Origin of the sequence: Parafilimonas sp. (assembly GCF_047606085.1) — a bacterium.
In the GTDB taxonomy this organism is placed as follows: domain Bacteria; phylum Bacteroidota; class Bacteroidia; order Chitinophagales; family Chitinophagaceae; genus Parafilimonas.
Genome location: NZ_JASGEX010000005.1, coordinates 1 through 17334 on the forward strand (window position 1 = coordinate 1; position 17334 = coordinate 17334).

Sequence of the window (17334 nt, forward strand, 5' to 3'; positions counted from 1 at the left end):
AAAAGCAATCAAAATTATTATTAACTTTTAAATGGGGGCGTATTTCAAATTTTCGCAGGCGGTGGGACACCCACCTGTAGAACCCGCTTCCGGTCGGTGTCTCACCGACCGGAATGCCGCGTATGAGGCGAAAATGTAAGGTCGGCAATAAGCCCGGGTGACTTGTACTTTGACTAATTAACGATTGCACATTTTTATTCCGTGAGGAGTATAGAAATGAGTGCTTGCAGCTCACAGCTCCAACCCAGCCTCACTTAATTCAACACTTCCTTCAGCTTTTGTTCCAGTGCATCGCCGCGCAGGTTGCGGGCAATTATTTTGCCGTTGGGGTCCACCAGTATGTTTTGCGGAATCTGGTCTATATGGTACATTTCGGCCACTGCATTCTGAAATTGTTTCAGGTCGCTTATATGCGTCCACGTTAAGTTATCAGCATGAATCGCCTTCAGCCAGTTAGGCTTATCCGCATCCAGCGAAACGCCAAGCACGGTAAAGTTTTTCTCTTTGTATTTGTTGTATGCGGCCACCACATTCGGGTTTTCTGCCCGGCAGGGTTTGCACCAGCTTGCCCAGAAATCAATCAGCACATATTTGCCCCTGAACTGTGAGAACGAAACATTTTTACCTGATGTATCCGCCTGCGAAAAATCAATTGCCTGTGTGCCTACGGCGCCTATCTTATCACGTTTAATCACTTCCGCAAGGTTGGTTGCAAACTGGCTTTTCAAGGCAGCGCCGCCAAGCTGCCCGTATCTTTTTTCAAGCAGTAAAACATCGCGGTTAGGGTCGGTATCATAACTGTATGCCAGCAATAAAGCCGCCACAGGCGAGTTTTTTTTGCGCTCAATAAAACGGTCAATAGAATTTTGATAAATGTTATAAGCCGTATTCAGCATAATGGCCGCAGAATCGTGCAGGCCCTGCGTTGTAGCCGACATAACCTGGTTTCGGTAGTAGCTCACATAATCGCTGATGGGTTTTATATCATACAAAAATTCTTCATATTCCACGTTGGCGGGCGAGCCGGTAATTACAATATCATTTTCGCTGCTGCCATTAACGTTTACCGTATCGCCGCCCATAAATACAACAATCCTGCGCTGCAGCGACGGAAAAAGAATAATGCGGGCATCCACGTTATCAACTGTGCCGCTTAATTTAAAAACGCCATTTTGCACGGTTGTGGTTGCCAGCGTATCCGTACCGCTAAACCCCAGCAAAATAACCTGTGTATTTTCAGGAACCGATTTAATGCGGCCGGTTATTAAAAAACTTTTTTTATCCTGTGCATATATAATTGCAGGTAACAACAGCAAAATAAAAATCCATTTTCTCATCATAATGTTGTTAATATTTACTATTCAAATTTAAAAACCTTATGCTTACGCAAAGGTTTAATGTATTGTTATGTTGCCGGCTGCAGTATATCATGGCATCGTCATGGAGCCTGCCTTCGGGCTTGACCCGAAGGTCACACACTTCAACAACATACTTTCATGGCGGCAGTAAACCCCGAGGGTTTTTGAAACCATCGGGGTTTTATCAGCCAACTATTGGTTGTAAAAATGCTTTTGTACCTGCTTCAATATCATCAGCTTGTTCAATATGCTTAATATAAGCCGTGCCTATTATAGCGCCGCTGGCATGTTTGCAGGCTGCATCAAAACTTTGCCTGTCTTTTATACCAAAACCCACCAGCACGGGATTTTTTAAATGCATGTTTTGCAATCGCTGCAAATATTGTTCAACTGCATTAAAATCCTGTTGTTTGCCTGTTGTTGACGAAGAAGACACGGCATATAAAAAGCCGGTGCTTAATGCATCTAATTTCTTTATTCTTTCCTCCGATGTTTCAGGCGTTACCAAAAAAATAAAGTTAAGGCCATAGCGCTTTATGATAGGCCCGTATTCTGTTTCAAATTCATGTTCCGGTAAATCGGGAAGAATTAAGCCATCAATTGGAACATCGGCGGCATGCCGGCAAAACCTCTCAAAACCATATTGCAAAACAGGGTTCATATAGCCCATTAAAATAATGGGCACATAAATGCCCCCATCCCCTGAAGGGGAGCTGTTTCGAACATTTTTTAACTGGGCAAATAATTTTTCAATCGTCATACCGTTTTGCAAAGCCCTGGCACCGCTTGCCTGTATAACGGGGCCATCAGCCAGCGGGTCGCTATAAGGCATGCCGAGCTCAATAATATCCGCGCCATTATCCTGTAAGGCTTTCATCACGGTTAATGTACTGTCAGGCTCCGGGAAACCTGCCGTGCAGTAAACATTTAATACTTTTTCTTTCTTGCGCTGAAATAATTCTTCTAACCTGTTCATCTTAAATTGGGATGTTTAATATTGGCCTGACGGCTTTGAGCCGTCTGACCCCGTAACCCCGTCAAAGTTCCGGCTTAAAATCAAATAATGTTGCTGTAAATTCTCCCCGCTCTCTTTTTTTGGTTATTGCGCTGAAATTGCCTTTATAACGCATAGCTTCGGGCACCAGCAAATTGCCGACATGCGTCATTTCAACATCCATTGTTACATTAAAGTCATAAAGCCCTGCTTTATAGCTCAGCGAATAGCTGCGGCTTACCACTTCCATGGTGGAGGCATCAAATTTTGTTGTCATTTCATCCACCACAATATTTTTCCTGCCAAAAAAGCCCAGGTCTTCTTTCGGCTTTATGCTGAATATATACACGTAATGGCCCTTGTAAGTGTCATAATCGAGCGTGTAGTCATACAGTTTATGCGCATCTTCATCATACAGGTCGAGCTTATTGCCGATAAACGGTATGCCCGGTATTTTTTTCCCGGGATTAAAGAACAGCATTTTCAGTTGTTCCTTATGTTTTTCTGTGCCGCTTTTTCCCTCCGTGGAAAATGCACGGCCGGCCACGATATTGTCTTCACCGCAGGTCTTGCCTTTGGTGAGAAATATAGAGGCGTACATTTCCCCGGTTAAATAATTAAAGTCACCATTGGATGTAAGAAAATCGCCCGTGGTTTTTTGGTCAAGGGTTTCTGTGTAGCGGCAGCCTTTTTCGCGGTGCTGCCTTGTTTTGCTGTAATAGCTTGCCTGCACATTGCCGCTTTTGTTCAGCATGCTTATGTTGTTGTATGATGTGAATTCAACTATGTGCAGGTTGCGGAAAGCCTTGTAAAAACTGGTATCGTTTTGAATGCGGCGCAGCAGGCTTTCATAGTTGATGCCGCTTTGCACAATTACAGGCTTGAGCGTAAAACTGCCTTTGTCAATAATGATAGTAGTATCCTTCCCTTCAACAATAAAAGAATCTTTTTGCTGGGCAAGAATTACAATGGGCAGGAAGGTTAAAACAAATACTGCATACATCAATTTCATTCGTACAAGTTTGATTTTTCAATGGCCTCATGGAACGCCCTGGTGTACATTCCCCTGTGTGAAAAATACATTTTACATGGGCGTTTCATTTAGGGAAAGCCATTTTATAATCCACTTTTATCTTGCCTTTGGTGATGTCATTCAATTTGCCCTGCAATAATTTTTTTCTGAATGGTTTAAGATAATCTATAAAAAGTTTGCCTTCAATATGGTCATATTCGTGCTGCACGATGCGGGCTGTAATGCCATTAAATGTATCAGTATGCGGTTCAAAATTTTCATCCACATATTCAATAGTTACGCTCTCCGGCCTTGATATATCTTCCCTTATTTTCGGGATGCTTAAACAGCCTTCATTATAATCCCATGGCGTGCCATTCAACTCAATAATTTTTGCATTAATGAATACTTTTTTAAAACCCGGCTCATCAGGATACTTGCCTTTTTCATCCTCTTCCTGGTTGGCAAATAACTGCTGGCTGTCAACAAGAAACAAGCGGATTGCCTTATTTACCTGCGGCGCTGCCAAACCCACACCACTGCTGGCGTACAGGGTTTCCCACATATCCGCAATCAGTTTTTCGAGATTGGGATAATCCGGTGTTACATTTTTTGCAACCGTTCTCAAAACCGGCGTTCCGTATGCTACAATCGGTAAAATCATAAATCATGCCCTCTAACTCCCTAAAGGGAGGACTTTAGAACGTAAAAATTTTAGGTGCGAAGATAAAGTTTAGCCTGTTAAGCAGAGGATAAAAGTACTTTCGGGTCAGGGCATTACTGCTCAAAAATCCATAATGCGAAAACTACAAGCCACCTATCACGTTATACATATCCACAAAGCATTTCCAGTCTGTATTATCGCTGTTGTTACGGCCGGGCGTTTTATTATAAAAGCCATCTAAGAAGCTGGCAGTGCCGGTCCACACCGTTTGCATCATGCCGTAAAAATACGGCTGCATTTCTTTGGTTGCCGTTTTCCTGAAGCTGATCATATCATTGGTTTGTTCAACGGCAACAGCAGGCCTGTTCCAGGGACAGGTAATTACATGCAGCCCTTTCATGGCAAAATAAACCGGTGTTTTATCAGCGCGCTCATAATGCCAGTCGCAGACAATCACATCTTTTGGTATCATATCCACCGCCCGGTATGTATTATTATAACTGGCCTCCCACTCTCCTATGCCGGTTGTTTTACCATCAATCAGGCGGTCGCCCCAAATCCATAAACGGCGGTTCTTTTGTTTAAGATGATCATTTATCAGGCGCACTTCATTGGCAAATAATTCCGCCTTATCCCTGCCGCCGCAGCGCGGGCATTGCATTTCACCTATGTAAAAAACTTCATCCATGCCTGCATGAAACGAAGTGGCATGAAAGGCATCACATATTTCATCCACAATATCAAAAACAATTTTATGTACATCGGGATGCAAGGGGCAATAGCTCTTGCAATAGAGATTATCGGCATTCGGCCATTCATATTTATCCGGCATTTTTACATCCGGCGTTTCATCAAACTGCGGGTAAACAGCGAGCAGTTTGCCCGGCTTATTCGCCCATGACTGGTGGCCCAGAAGGTTTACCTGCGGAATAAGGTCCATGTTATGCTTTCTGCATGCTGCCACCAGTTTTTCAACATCCTGTTTTGATAAGGCATTGGTATCTGCCAGTTCAGGATGGGATTTATACCGGTAATCATAATCAACCCGCAGGATCAATGTATTTACTTTGCGGGTAGCCAGCTCTTCATCAATGAATTTAATAAAGCGGTCAACATCGCCTGGCTTTGGCGCTGCAATACAAAAACCACGAACAGGCAACAGGCTGTCAGGCGAAGTTTGTTGTGCCCTTAATAAAAGCGATGGAGAACATGCAAGTAAAAAAAGGAAGAGAAATTGTTTCATAGTGATAAATGTAGGCAATAATAAAACGCATTCAGCCATGTTTAAAAGACTGGCCCTTTTTTAGAAACCGGGCCAGTCTCATTGCTGTTGATAAAAAAATATTGAATAATCAATGCTCAATATTCAATATTCATTTTTAGGTTCGTACTCATTGAACATTGATTATTGTTTGTTGAATATTGGGCATTTTCTTTTTTTATCCGTTACTCCACATCCCACCACATACGGCTGGTCATTTTATCGCCGCCGCTTAAACGGGCAACCGCTTCTTCATAATTATCATCGTTTGAAACTTTTTGATCCGAAGGGTAAGTCAGCCTTCTTGGTATGGTGCCGCTGGTTGCATTACCGGGATAATCCGTTGGCGTTAATGCCGGGTAGCCTGTGCGCCGCCAGTTGCACCAGGCTTCATATTCATTCATAATCGTGCTGGCCCAGAACTGGGTGTTGATCTGTTCCAAACCATCCGCATCTTTATAGGGATGGTTTGTAAGGTAAGTTTGCGCATCGGCATCACTTATCACGCCATCATCGCCATAAGCCGAAAGCTGGGTAATAGCTGCTTTCACGCCGTTGTTATAATGCTGTTCGGCAGTTTCATCGCCTATGCCCCAGCGTTTCTTTGCATCGGCTAATAAAAACTCCGATTCAGCATACGTTAAAATCAGATTGGGCGCATTGGGATCGAGTATAATTTCACTTAACCTCGAATAGCCCTGCATGCCCAGCGAGGGATAGTCCGCACGTTTGGTGATGTTGAGGGAATCCACCGTTCCGCCATAACGGTAGCCCGGCGGCAGGCCCTGCTGCGATGCAGGATCGCTGTCTTCCGTTGCAAAAATCCAGGCGATAACGGAAAGGCGCGGGTCATCATTATCTTTCAAATAATCTATGTACGTGCTGCATAGTTTTAAATCGGCGCTGTCCTGCCCATGTATTTCCCATGAATCCCTGTTGATGGTAAGGTCGCTCCCGTCTTCGTGCTGAACGATGGCATTGTCATCATTACTCTCCATGGTTTTGCCATCCACTTTCTCTACATATTCCTGCGCCGTTGCCGGATCCACTTTTGTTAAGCGCATAGCCATGCGCAGTTGCAATGTATATCCAAACTTTTTCCACTTTTCTATTTGTGTTGATGGGTCCACCGCATAAAAAATATCGCCTGATGGCAGGTCTGCATCATCGTCCAGGCTATCCGTTGCTTCAGACACTTCTTTCAGCAAGTCTTCGTAAATAGCTTCCTGCTCATCGTAAACCGGCGTATAAATCCTTTCATAATAGCCCAGCCCGGCCTGCGAATAAGGCACATCGCCATACAGGTCGGTTATTCTTTCAAACACCATCGCCTTCATTATCCGCGCTATCTGGTGCAGGTTCTGGTATGCTGTTTTGTTTAAAGTAAGCTGGTACAGCTCAACCACCGGCTGCACCTGCGTTGTATAGGCCTGGTCAAAATAATAAGCTGTGCCGCCGTTCTTTAAATATTTATCGCCGGGGTAATAGCTGGTATTGGTGGATGCCGTATGCTGGATAAACCCGCCGATATTGCCCCATTCTGTTTCCCAGTTCTCACCCTGAAACTCAGGGCTGCCTGTATAATTTAACTGAACCGTAGTAAGCAATAAATTGGGATCATATTCATCGGCAGAAATGGTGGTGGGGTCTGTATTTGTTTTCAACAGGCCCTTTTTGCAGGAGGGATACAAACACAGTATAAAAGCCGCTGCTAAAAATATATTCAATGATTTCATATTAAATAGATTTGATGCGTTTATAATCAGAACTTCACGTTCAGGTTAAGGCCAAAAGTTCTTGAGTAAGGCACGGCAGGCGCTTCGAGGCCCTGTGAATATATGGAAGCAGAATAGCTCGTTTCGGGATCAATATTAGGCGTATGCTTCAATAAGGTAAGCACATTGCGCATAACAAAGCTTAACCGTATGCCCTGTATCTTATTATGAAACATGGCTGCCGGAAAATCATAGCCGAGTATTATCTGCCGCAGCTTTATGAAGCTGGCATCATATACAAACAGGCCCTGATCGGCATAAGCCCAGTTGCCATAATATTGTGAAGGCGCATCATCCTCTGTGCCGTAGGTTTTATCCCTTCCTGCCACGGTAAGCTTAGACAGGCCCTGCGTATAAGCAACCAGGTTGGTGGTGGAAAATAATTTGCCGCCAAACTTTCCATCCACTAAAAAAGTGAGGGAAAAATGCTGGTATTTAAACGTGTTGGTTATACCGCCTGTCCATGGGCTGATGGCGGCGCCGTAATCTTTCAGGTCTGCGGCATCGGGATCTGGCGCATCGTAATCTTCATCAATAACAATTTTTCCTTTGTCGTCTGTTTCAGGATAGTTGGCAAATATCTGGTTGGGCGCTTTGCCCACTACCTGGCGAATGGCGGCGGCGGAGCCCCAGTCGTCTGCGGCAGCGCCAAGGCCTATATAATCCTGGCCGCCGAGATACAATACCTTGCCGGTTGTATAGCTGGCATTAAAATCAATATCCCAGCTAAAACGGTGGCCATTTACCGGTGTTCCGCCAAGCGTTAGTTCAAGGCCGTTATACCGCAGGTTGCCCACATTCAGCAAAGCGCTGGTATAACCGGAAGTAAGGTCAATGCTCACCGGCACAATATCGTTGGTAACTTTTTTCTGGTAAGCGGCCACATCAAGCTTTAACCTGTTTTGAAAGAAATCCAGCTCCGCTCCTATTTCAAATTCTTTTCTTGAAGAAGGGATCAAGCCACTGTTTGGCACCTGCGAGCTGCCGGCAAACCCAATCGGGTAAACGCCATTGTCAATTTCCAGCGTGCCGCTGTTGCCATAGCCCTGCAGCGTTTGGTAAGCGCCGGTAGCTTCGCCGCCTACGTCGGCATAGCTCAGCCTTATCTTGCCAAAATTCATTTTGGGTATATGCCATAATTCAGAAAATACAAATGAGCCGCTGACGGATGGATAGAGGTAATTTGTTTTGCCCGGCGCCAGGGTTGAGTACCAGTCGTTGCGGCCGGTGATGGTTAAGTAAGCATAATTTTTATAGGAAAGATCGGCGCTGCTGTAAGCCGACCAATAAGCGGAATGATACAGGGCATAACCGGCAGTTACATTAGCCGTATTACTGATGATATAGAGGAAAGGGATATTGAAGTCCTGGCCATACGTGGTTATATATTCTTCCTGCGATTTACGGTAGTTGCCGCCCACGAGCACATTCAGCTCTATATTTTTTGTTATGCTGAATTTCTTTCCGCCGGTAACATCTATATTTAGTTCGGTTTGCTTGACAGCCTGTTCGGTCATATCGCCGTTTATATCATTGTCCACCAGGTAGCCTGTGCCTATGGGCTCCACATTGGTGTTGCGGTCGTTGATATAATCATCCGCCACCTGTGCACTGAAGAAAAGCCCGTTATCGAATGTGTATTTCAGATTGGCGGAACCGATAAAACGGTTACGGTGAATGGCGCCGATAAACTTGTAAGCCGCGAAATAAGGATTGGTGGTATATACATCTGAAAACGGGTTAAGCTCATAACCATCTGCATCCGTACCATCGCCATTGGCGCCTGCCAGGGTTTTTATGTTGATATTAGGCGGCAGGAACATTGGGCCCCAGTTTAAGTTGCCCACAGCATCGGCAAGGTTAGGCGCATTCTTGGTATATTCTGTTATGTATTGGGAGGAAAGGTCAAACGCAAGATGTTTATCAGGATTAAGACTGGTTGTTTGTGTAAACGTCATGCGCTGCAGGCCGGCATTGGGCACATAACTGCTGTTATCCATGCGGCTCACAGAGAAGCGTGTGGAACCAGCTTCGCCAAAACCTTTGCTGAAAGAAACGGTATTGGTAACGGTATTGCCGTTTTTATAGAAACGCTTCAGGTTGCCCTTCGCCACGGCTGAATAGGGCCTTGAAACGCCATCGAACTGCGGGGTTAAGCTGCCATCCAGTTTAGCGCCCCAGCTCGATTCCATCGAGCCAAGCGCATCCAATGCATCAACAGGCTTTGCCCCATTATAACCCTGGCCATACACGGTTTGGAAATCGGTATAATCAATCACGCTTTCTATCACTTCATTGGAATTGATCTCAACGCCGCTGCCATTACCGGCTTTACCTTTCTTGGTCGTGATCAGCACAACGCCTTTCTCCCCGCGATAACCATACAGGGCAGTGGCTGCAGCGCCTTTTAAAATAGAGATGCTTTCAATATCATCCGGGTTAATATCGCCAATGCCATCGCCGCCATCTTTGCCGCCCCAGCCGCCTTCCACATCAGTAGTGGCATAATTGTTATTGATGAGCGGCACGCCATTCACCACATACAAAGGCTGGTTATCGCCGGTAAGCGAGGTAAAGCCGCGTATCACCACATTGGTAGCACTGTTGGGGCCGGCCGCCACGCCGCTTATATTCACACCGGCCACCTTTCCTTCCAGCGCATTTATAAAGCTGTTTTCACGGGCTTCGGTAAGTGAAGCGCCCTTTACTTCGGTGACGGAATAACCGACCGACCGCCGCGCTTTTGTAACGCCCAGTGCTGTTACCACTACATCCTGCAGGGTAGAAGATGCCGTTGCCATCACCACATTAATAGTGGTTTGCGCGCCCACTTCCACCGTTACGTCTTTGTAACCTACACAGGAAAAAATAAGTGCATCGTCCGCCCCGGCACTGATTGAATAGGAGCCGTCGGCTGCAGTGGTAACGCCATTGCTTTTACCCCTTACCCGTACGCTTGCCGAGGCGATGGGCCGCCCGGTGGCAGAGTCGGTTATCTTACCTGAAACAGTTAGCTGTTGCCAGTAATGCCCTCCGGCATGGGCCGTTAAAAAACTCAGAAGAAATAAAGGAATGAGAAGATAGGTTCTGCCTGCTGCAAAACATTGTGTGTGCATGTTCATACAAGTTGCTTGAAGTGATTAAATAGTTGCCTGCAGCAGGGAGGTAATTTGCGATATTAATTTATTCGCATAGCATACGGCTTCTTTGTTTTCAACAGTTGTTTATAAAATCAGTTAAACATGGTTAACTGAACAGCATCCTGGTTAAAATAAACGGTTTTTTCTTCTGCAGCCGTTTTGTTTTGTATATGATATACTTCCGTTTCCCGATAACGGCCTGCCACGACAATTTTTGTTTCGCCCGCATGCTGCCTGAAGGTTTGTTCAACCAGCTCCGGCGTATTATTATTCTTTGAAAGATGCGACAATATAAGATGTGTAAGCTTGCAGGAACGGTGCATATTGAAAAGCTCCAGCGCGGCAGCATTTGAGAGGTGACCATTGCCGCCGCTGATGCGTTTTTTCAACGGCCAGGGATAACTGCCGGCCGCCAGCATGGCCTCATCATAATTGGCTTCAAGAAAAGCGGCATGGCATTGTTTAAAATGATAGATAACCTGCTCACAGGCTTTGCCAATATCCGTGAATATGCCTGTGCAAACATTTTCATCATCCTGCACAAGAAAGCTGTGCGGATCGCAGGCGTCATGCTTTTTGGAAAAAGTTTTTATGGTAAGGCTGCCAACCCTTATACGCTCATTCGGGCCAAAATGATGAATTAACTCCGGCTGTATCTTAAACCGGCAACTGTGTAAAGTAGCTTCCGTTATATACACCGGCAAAGCATATTTTTTTGCGAGCATTTCCAGCCCGCTGATATGATCATCGTGCTCGTGCGAAATAAACACCGCTTTTATTTTTTGCATGGAAAGGCCAAGCCTGTTCATTCTTTTTGCTGTTTCGCGGCAGGAAATGCCGGCATCAATCAAAACAGCTTCGTTGTTGTTGCCCACATAATAACAATTGCCGTTGCTGCCGGAATTTAATGATGCGATGAACAAAGACATGCGGCAAATTACATTTTATAGAAACAGGTATTGAACCAGTTTAAACTTTTAAGAATAACCATCAGCATATTTTTTTACAGAACTTGTTCAGGCTTTTGAAATAAACCACACAGGTACATAGTTTTTAGCACATACAAGAACAAAAGCAACACAGAGATTTTCATTGCATTCAAGACAAACATTATAGCGGGAATGCGGCAGCGCTCATAAAAAAATCATTCATAATTTAAGCACCTGCTTAAATTTCTTCAATTCATCCAGCTCCACCGGCGTAAGCGGCTGGTTATTGTTGTATTTGGTTTGCAGGAATAACACCCTTTTGTGCTGCGGGTATTTGGCGAGTATGGCATCAATGAGGCCGCCGGCTGTTTTGTCTTTTTCGTATAAAGGTTTTATTTCGGGCAACGCTGATTTAAAACGGTTGGGCATTTTTTTTATCACCGCCTCCAGTGTGGCCAGCTTTGCGGTTGAAAAATCTTTTATAGCCGATGCTTTTCCATGCAGGCCCTGCAACTGTTTTTTACTGAGGCTTCCACGTTTTTGGTATTGCTGGTAAATGCTGATGACAAATGAGGAAACCGGGTAAGCGATAATACAGGCTTCAAGCACTTCGTTGATAATATCGGGATCCGACGGTTTTTTATTTACCTGCTTCATAGCGGCTAAAATTAATATGCATTTCTGAAAACTTTTTATATGCCCAGCCTTTGGTCTTGTGACCCACAAATTTGGTTACGTAATTTTATATTGATTTCGTTGGCGGAACACCTTGCCGGTGACAACGCCAACAAGGCAGACGAAACAGTTCAAACAACAAATGAAGAACCATACTGAAGAAAAGGAAATCTGAGGTTAAATAATGGATTTATTGTAAATTTGTTTTGTGCAGCTCGAATTTGATATAACCCAAAGTTTTAATGATGACCTTAATTATCTTTCAGAAGAAGATAAAAAGAAAATTAAGGATCAAATTAATTTTGTTTCCGGTTCTCTGCTAAATGGTAAAGAAGCTTTTTTTGAAAATACCTCAAAGCCATATTTATTTAAGTTAAAAGAGAATTTGGAAAGCTCTTTATATGTAATAAAAGCAGACAACAAAAGGATAGTTGCCGCAGTTGACGAAGACCCTATTTTCGACAAATTATCTTTCACTCTTTTCAGGATCACAGATAAAGAAAACGCTGAACAGGTTTACAGGGAAATTGGAGAAATTATTTATAAACATTCTGGCATTCTGTAACTCATGGCTGAAATAAAGGCATTGGTGGATGAATACGGCATTATTTATGAAGCCAACAAAATTTTACCTTCACCAAATTTACGATTAAGTTTTTTAGAATCACTTGCAGAACTGGAAGACAATACCGCTCATAAAACGCAAACATTTCCTAAAACAAGATTACATAAAGTAAGGGGAGTTAAGCAAGCTGTTTACAGGGCAGATATTGATAAAATATCGGGTTGGCGTTTGCATGTGCAATACATAGATAAACAACTACACCTGAAAGATATAATTGACGGGCAAAAACATGATGATGTTATTAAAGTCATCCAATCTAAAAAAGAGCGGTATAATTAATAAATTTTACTTTAACTGGTTTAAAGTAAAATTGCCGAAATCTTTAGCGTTTCTCCTGAGTATGTTTTAACGCATAAAGAGATAGCTGTTTATCCAACCATGAAATTAATAATAGAGAAAATTTCCAATGGCTTAAACGTATCTTTATCTGAATCCATTGTTAGTGACACACCTAACATGGGCGGAGGTTAAAATAAATAATTCAACCCACTTCGCAAATACAAACAGTTGATTTATTTTGTAACTGTTTCAAAACAAAATGATACCAAAAGCGCTCTTCAGTTTAATATCCTGCTGTATTGCAACAGTTGCAATACGCGCCCAGCCTGCAATTCATTATGGCAACAACCCGGCCACAGGAAAATACTATAAAATTCGCGGCATAAAAATGTACTGCGAGATATATGGCAACGGCGAACCCTTGTTAATGATACACGGCAACGGCGGAAGCATCAGCGCATTCAGCAGTAACATTCCTTATTTCGCTCAAAAATATAAAGTGATTGCAGCAGACAGCCGCAGCCAGGGCAGGTCAACTGACACAAGCAATTCCCTGAGCTTCGAAATGATGGCCGATGATTTTGCTGCCTTACTTGATACGCTGCACATTCAGTCTGCATACATTGTAGGATGGAGCGATGGCGGCATCAATGCTTTACTGCTTGCCATGCGCCATCCGCAGAAGGTAAAAAAAATCGCCGCTACAGGCGCTAACCTCTGGCCTGATTCAACAGCGCTCCTGCCTTCTTTGTGGAAAGACATGAATGATCATTACAGCACAGGCTTCCATAAAAATGCAGGCACAGCAAAAGATAAAAACGACTGGAAGCTGTTCATGCTGGATTTTAAGCAGCCGCATATTTCGCTTTCGTCTTTAAAAAAGATAAAATGCCCGGCACTCATAATCGGCGGCGACCACGATCTTATCCCGGTACAACATACGGCATTGATTGCACAAAATATACCCGGCGCGCTTTTATGGATTGTGCCCAATTCAGGCCATGCAACATTGCAGGAGCATAAGGAGGAGTTTAATAAAAAAGTGGATGCTTTCTTTTCGGCGCAGCCGGCATATATTCCAAAAACAATAAAAAAATAACTATTGCTTTACATTTATTCAATTCCCTATTTTTGTCAGCCACGTAAAAAACGAGCATTGCTTTATGAATTTAATCATAAAAGTTTACCGGCATCCTGATCATTTTGCCACAAAATAATTGCATTGTGAAGAACCATATCCGCGTAATTTTTTATGATCAATCCAATCTCATCAATTAAATTAAAACAAAAAGAACACAGATGAACGAAAATCTCTTTCTCCTGGTACCGGTTATGGGCGTGATCGGCCTGCTTTACACTTTCATCAAATTCAGTTGGGTTAGCAAACAGGATGCCGGCAACGAGCACATGAAAACCATCAGCACGTATATAGCTGAAGGCGCTATGGCTTTTTTAAAAGCCGAATGGAAAATACTGGCCTATTTTGTAGTTATTGTCGGGCTGTTGCTGGCAGTAATGGCAAGCGGCAACCCGAATTCAAGCCCGGCTATTGCGCTGGCCTTTGTTATAGGCGCTGTATTTAGCGCCACTGCCGGTTATATAGGCATGAAGGTAGCCACAAAAGCCAATGTGCGCACAGCGCAGGCGGCCAGAACGAGCTTATCAAAAGCCCTGAGCGTTTCCTTTACAGGCGGTTCTGTAATGGGCCTTGGCGTGGCAGGCCTGGCCGTATTGGGACTGAGCAGCTTATTTCTTATCCTGAGACAAATTTTTGCGCCCGGCGCAGCCGTTAATTCAGAAGAAATGATACGCACTATTGAAGTGCTTACCGGTTTTTCTTTGGGGGCGGAATCAATCGCTTTATTTGCCCGTGTGGGCGGCGGTATTTATACCAAGGCTGCCGATGTGGGCGCTGACCTGGTGGGCAAGGTGGAAGCCGGCATTCCGGAAGACGACCCGCGTAATCCCGCCACCATTGCCGATAATGTGGGCGATAATGTGGGCGATGTGGCGGGTATGGGCGCCGACCTTTTCGGTTCTTATGTGGCAACGGTTTTAGCTACGATTGTTTTGGGCCAGGAAGTTACAGCGCCGGATGGCAGTGCCTTAACCGGGGCTTTTGGCGATACGGCTCCTATTCTTTTACCCATGCTGATTGCCGGCATCGGTATTATTTTTTCAATCATCGGAACCTTGTTTGTTAAGGTAAGCGATGCTGGCGGCATTAATACTTCCAACGTGCAGAAGGCATTAAACATGGGCAACTGGGGCTCGATTGTTCTTACCGCCATCGCCAGCTTTTTACTGGTAAAATATATCCTGCCTGAACAGATGGAACTGCGTGGCGTGGAATTTACCAGCAATGGTGTTTTAGGCGCCATTTTTACCGGCCTTGCCGTGGGCACCTTAATGAGCATCATCACCGAATATTATACAGCCATGGGCAAACGCCCGGTGCTGAGCATCATCCGCCAGTCTGCCACCGGCCATGCCACCAATGTAATCGGCGGCCTGGCTGTTGGCATGGAATCCACCTTATTGCCCATACTGGTTTTGGCAGGCGGCATTTACGGCTCTTATGCTTTTGCAGGCTTATACGGCGTGGCCATTGCTGCTGCCGGCATGATGGCCACCACCGCCATGCAACTGGCCATTGACGCCTTCGGGCCCATTGCTGATAATGCAGGCGGCATTGCGGAAATGAGCGAGCTGCCAAAAGATGTGCGCGAAAAAACCGATGTGCTGGATGCCGTGGGTAACACAACCGCCGCTACCGGCAAGGGTTTTGCCATTGCTTCCGCCGCTCTTACCGCACTGGCTTTGTTTGCCGCTTTTGTGGGCGTTGCCGGCATTACCGGAATTGATATTTATCATGCTGATGTACTGGCTTCTTTGTTTGTGGGCGGCATGATACCGTTCATCTTTTCTTCGCTGGCTATCCGTGCCGTTGGGCAGGCGGCCATGGCGATGGTGGAGGAAGTGCGCAGGCAGTTCAGGACTATTCCGGGCATTATGGAGGGAACCGGCAAACCGGAATATGAAAAATGCGTTGCCATCTCTACCAATGCTTCCATTAAAAAAATGATGCTGCCCGGCGCTATTGCCATCATCTCTCCGCTTGTTATTGGATTTTTGTTAGGCCCTGAGGCCCTGGGTGGATTTTTGGCCGGCGCTACGGTGAGCGGTGTATTGATGGGCATGTTTCAGAACAATGCCGGCGGCGCCTGGGACAATGCCAAGAAATCTTTTGAAAAAGGCGTGGAAATAAACGGCGAGACCTATTACAAAAAAAGCGAGCCGCACAAAGCATCCGTAACAGGCGATACAGTGGGCGATCCATTTAAAGATACTTCCGGCCCGTCTATGAATATTCTTATCAAACTGATGAGCATTGTGTCATTGGTGATTGCCCCAACATTAGCGCAGATATACCATACTAAAGACCATGCCTCTGTTCAAAAACATCAGACGGAGGTTACGGCGACGATCATAAAAAAACAGAAGCCATAACCTGTGAGGTTTATAAACATGGCAGATTAAAACAGGTTTTTTATTTTTACCGTTATGAAGAAAATAATATTGCCCATTGTTACCGCTTTCGCCGCTATCATTTTTACGGCCTGCGAAAGCAACACTGTAATTAAAACTGAAAGGGAAACCGTAAATACCGACCCGGTAAAAACTTACCAGGAGATAGTGAAAAGCGAAGAAACAACTGATACTTTCAATGTAGCATTGTATGAAACAAAATACACTTTTAAATACCTTATTAAAATAAACTATAAGGGTATTGATGCTACAGACAGCCTTCGCATTCCAAACCTGGGTTATGAGCCCGCCCCTGAAATAAAACAGGGTGAAGTGCGCCCCTCCTGCATCGTTGGGTTTTTGGATGATAAAAAACAGTTTATGGAAGGCAATGAGGTTCTGTTCAAAGATAATAAGCTGCTTTTTCACACGCTGAAATCGTATGAGGTTTCTGAAGGAAAATAAAGAGGGATATACATTCGATCTTAGAAGTTGTTCAGGCTTATTTTAACCATATAGAACCAATGTCATTAACTTAAGGCAGGTAAATCTTCGAAATATTTCAATATTCAATTTCGCGAAGATTTACAACTGAACATTCCTGCCCGACTGATTCAGTCAGGCGGGGATTATTGGGTATTGAATATTGAGTTTTCTTAAATTAATAACATTGGATTCCCTGCTTTTATGCTGTTGTGCAATGGCTTCCCGCTCTTGCGAGATGGCTTTCCGCTCTTGTGCAATGCCTTCCCGCCGTTAAGAGATGCCTTTCCGTTCTTGTGAGATGCCTTCCTGCCATTAAGAGATGGCTTTCCGCTCTTGTGAGATGTCTTCCCGCTGTTAAGAGATGGCTTTTCGCGCCTGCCAGATGCCTTTTCCAACAATCCGGTTGCATTTCCGCAACGCCCGGTTATGCTTCCGCATGTTTCGCCTATTGATGTTTTACTGCTGATGGTGTATTCTTAAGTCCGGGTAGTGGGTTTAATTTAAGCTACCGTTTTTTTGCTGGTTCTCCTGATTAAAAAAAATCAATATGGAAGCATAAAGTAAAAACTTTTTTTAAAAATTACAATCACTGAAAGAAATTTTTTCTA

Annotated in this window: 14 protein-coding genes; 5 read left to right on the top strand and 9 right to left on the bottom strand. The window is 44.4% G+C overall.

Annotation, left to right across the window (positions count from 1 at the left end):
* Positions 1–254: 254 nt before the first annotated feature.
* The 9 genes from QM629_RS00720 to QM629_RS00760 form a co-directional block, all read right to left on the bottom strand.
* Positions 255–1340, bottom strand: coding sequence for a redoxin domain-containing protein (locus QM629_RS00720; protein ID WP_415156161.1), 1086 nt, complete (start codon positions 1338–1340; stop codon positions 255–257).
* Positions 1341–1542: 202 nt separating this feature from the next.
* On the bottom strand, positions 1543–2334 hold the full coding sequence (trpA, locus tag QM629_RS00725; RefSeq protein ID WP_415156163.1) for a tryptophan synthase subunit alpha: 792 nt from the start codon (positions 2332–2334) through the stop codon (positions 1543–1545).
* A 61-nt stretch (positions 2335–2395) separates the two neighbouring features.
* Positions 2396–3364, bottom strand: a complete 969-nt coding sequence (locus tag QM629_RS00730) for a hypothetical protein (RefSeq protein WP_415156165.1) — start codon at positions 3362–3364, stop codon at positions 2396–2398.
* 85 nt (positions 3365–3449) lie between these two features.
* Complete coding sequence (def, locus tag QM629_RS00735) at positions 3450–4028, bottom strand: peptide deformylase (protein WP_415156167.1); 579 nt, start codon at positions 4026–4028, stop codon at positions 3450–3452.
* A gap of 142 nt (positions 4029–4170) precedes the next feature.
* Positions 4171–5271: a family 20 glycosylhydrolase gene (locus QM629_RS00740; protein ID WP_415156169.1), complete on the bottom strand. Its 1101-nt coding sequence runs from the start codon at positions 5269–5271 to the stop codon at positions 4171–4173.
* A gap of 203 nt (positions 5272–5474) precedes the next feature.
* Entirely contained in the window at positions 5475–6953 is a 1479-nt protein-coding gene (locus tag QM629_RS00745; RefSeq protein WP_415156171.1) for a SusD/RagB family nutrient-binding outer membrane lipoprotein, read from the bottom strand.
* 98 nt (positions 6954–7051) lie between these two features.
* A complete protein-coding gene (locus QM629_RS00750; RefSeq protein WP_415156173.1) occupies positions 7052–10180 on the bottom strand; it encodes a SusC/RagA family TonB-linked outer membrane protein in 3129 nt (1042 codons plus the stop codon).
* Between the two features lie 116 nt (positions 10181–10296).
* Positions 10297–11133, bottom strand: coding sequence for an MBL fold metallo-hydrolase (locus QM629_RS00755; protein ID WP_415156175.1), 837 nt, complete (start codon positions 11131–11133; stop codon positions 10297–10299).
* A gap of 219 nt (positions 11134–11352) precedes the next feature.
* A complete protein-coding gene (locus tag QM629_RS00760) occupies positions 11353–11790 on the bottom strand; it encodes a hypothetical protein (RefSeq protein WP_415156177.1) in 438 nt (145 codons plus the stop codon).
* Between the two features lie 226 nt (positions 11791–12016).
* Here QM629_RS00760 and QM629_RS00765 point away from each other — a divergent pair, with 226 nt between their 5' ends.
* The 5 genes from QM629_RS00765 (at position 12017) to QM629_RS00785 (ending at position 16705) form a co-directional block, all read left to right on the top strand.
* Positions 12017–12373: a hypothetical protein gene (locus QM629_RS00765; RefSeq protein ID WP_415156179.1), complete on the top strand. Its 357-nt coding sequence runs from the start codon at positions 12017–12019 to the stop codon at positions 12371–12373.
* Positions 12374–12376: 3 nt separating this feature from the next.
* A complete protein-coding gene (locus QM629_RS00770; RefSeq protein WP_415156180.1) occupies positions 12377–12712 on the top strand; it encodes a hypothetical protein in 336 nt (111 codons plus the stop codon).
* Positions 12713–12971: 259 nt separating this feature from the next.
* On the top strand, positions 12972–13811 hold the full coding sequence (locus tag QM629_RS00775) for an alpha/beta fold hydrolase (RefSeq protein WP_415156182.1): 840 nt from the start codon (positions 12972–12974) through the stop codon (positions 13809–13811).
* A gap of 200 nt (positions 13812–14011) precedes the next feature.
* Positions 14012–16222 (top strand): sodium-translocating pyrophosphatase, encoded by a 2211-nt coding sequence (locus tag QM629_RS00780; RefSeq protein ID WP_415156184.1) that lies wholly within the window; start codon positions 14012–14014, stop codon positions 16220–16222.
* A 54-nt stretch (positions 16223–16276) separates the two neighbouring features.
* Complete coding sequence (locus QM629_RS00785) at positions 16277–16705, top strand: hypothetical protein (protein WP_415156186.1); 429 nt, start codon at positions 16277–16279, stop codon at positions 16703–16705.
* Positions 16706–17334: the final 629 nt, after the last annotated feature.

Excerpts from the sequence above, each read along its gene's own strand:
- QM629_RS00720 (WP_415156161.1), bottom strand. The coding sequence starts at position 1,340 with ATGATGAGAAAATGGATTTTTATTTTGCTGTTGTTACCTGCAATTATA.
- trpA (WP_415156163.1), bottom strand. The coding sequence starts at position 2,334 with ATGAACAGGTTAGAAGAATTATTTCAGCGCAAGAAAGAAAAAGTATTA.
- QM629_RS00730 (WP_415156165.1), bottom strand. The coding sequence starts at position 3,364 with ATGAAATTGATGTATGCAGTATTTGTTTTAACCTTCCTGCCCATTGTA.
- def (WP_415156167.1), bottom strand. The coding sequence starts at position 4,028 with ATGATTTTACCGATTGTAGCATACGGAACGCCGGTTTTGAGAACGGTT.
- QM629_RS00740 (WP_415156169.1), bottom strand. The coding sequence starts at position 5,271 with ATGAAACAATTTCTCTTCCTTTTTTTACTTGCATGTTCTCCATCGCTT.
- QM629_RS00750 (WP_415156173.1), bottom strand. The coding sequence starts at position 10,180 with ATGCACACACAATGTTTTGCAGCAGGCAGAACCTATCTTCTCATTCCT.
- QM629_RS00755 (WP_415156175.1), bottom strand. The coding sequence starts at position 11,133 with ATGTCTTTGTTCATCGCATCATTAAATTCCGGCAGCAACGGCAATTGT.
- QM629_RS00760 (WP_415156177.1), bottom strand. The coding sequence starts at position 11,790 with ATGAAGCAGGTAAATAAAAAACCGTCGGATCCCGATATTATCAACGAA.
- QM629_RS00770 (WP_415156180.1), top strand. The coding sequence starts at position 12,377 with ATGGCTGAAATAAAGGCATTGGTGGATGAATACGGCATTATTTATGAA.
- QM629_RS00775 (WP_415156182.1), top strand. The coding sequence starts at position 12,972 with ATGATACCAAAAGCGCTCTTCAGTTTAATATCCTGCTGTATTGCAACA.
- QM629_RS00780 (WP_415156184.1), top strand. The coding sequence starts at position 14,012 with ATGAACGAAAATCTCTTTCTCCTGGTACCGGTTATGGGCGTGATCGGC.
- QM629_RS00785 (WP_415156186.1), top strand. The coding sequence starts at position 16,277 with ATGAAGAAAATAATATTGCCCATTGTTACCGCTTTCGCCGCTATCATT.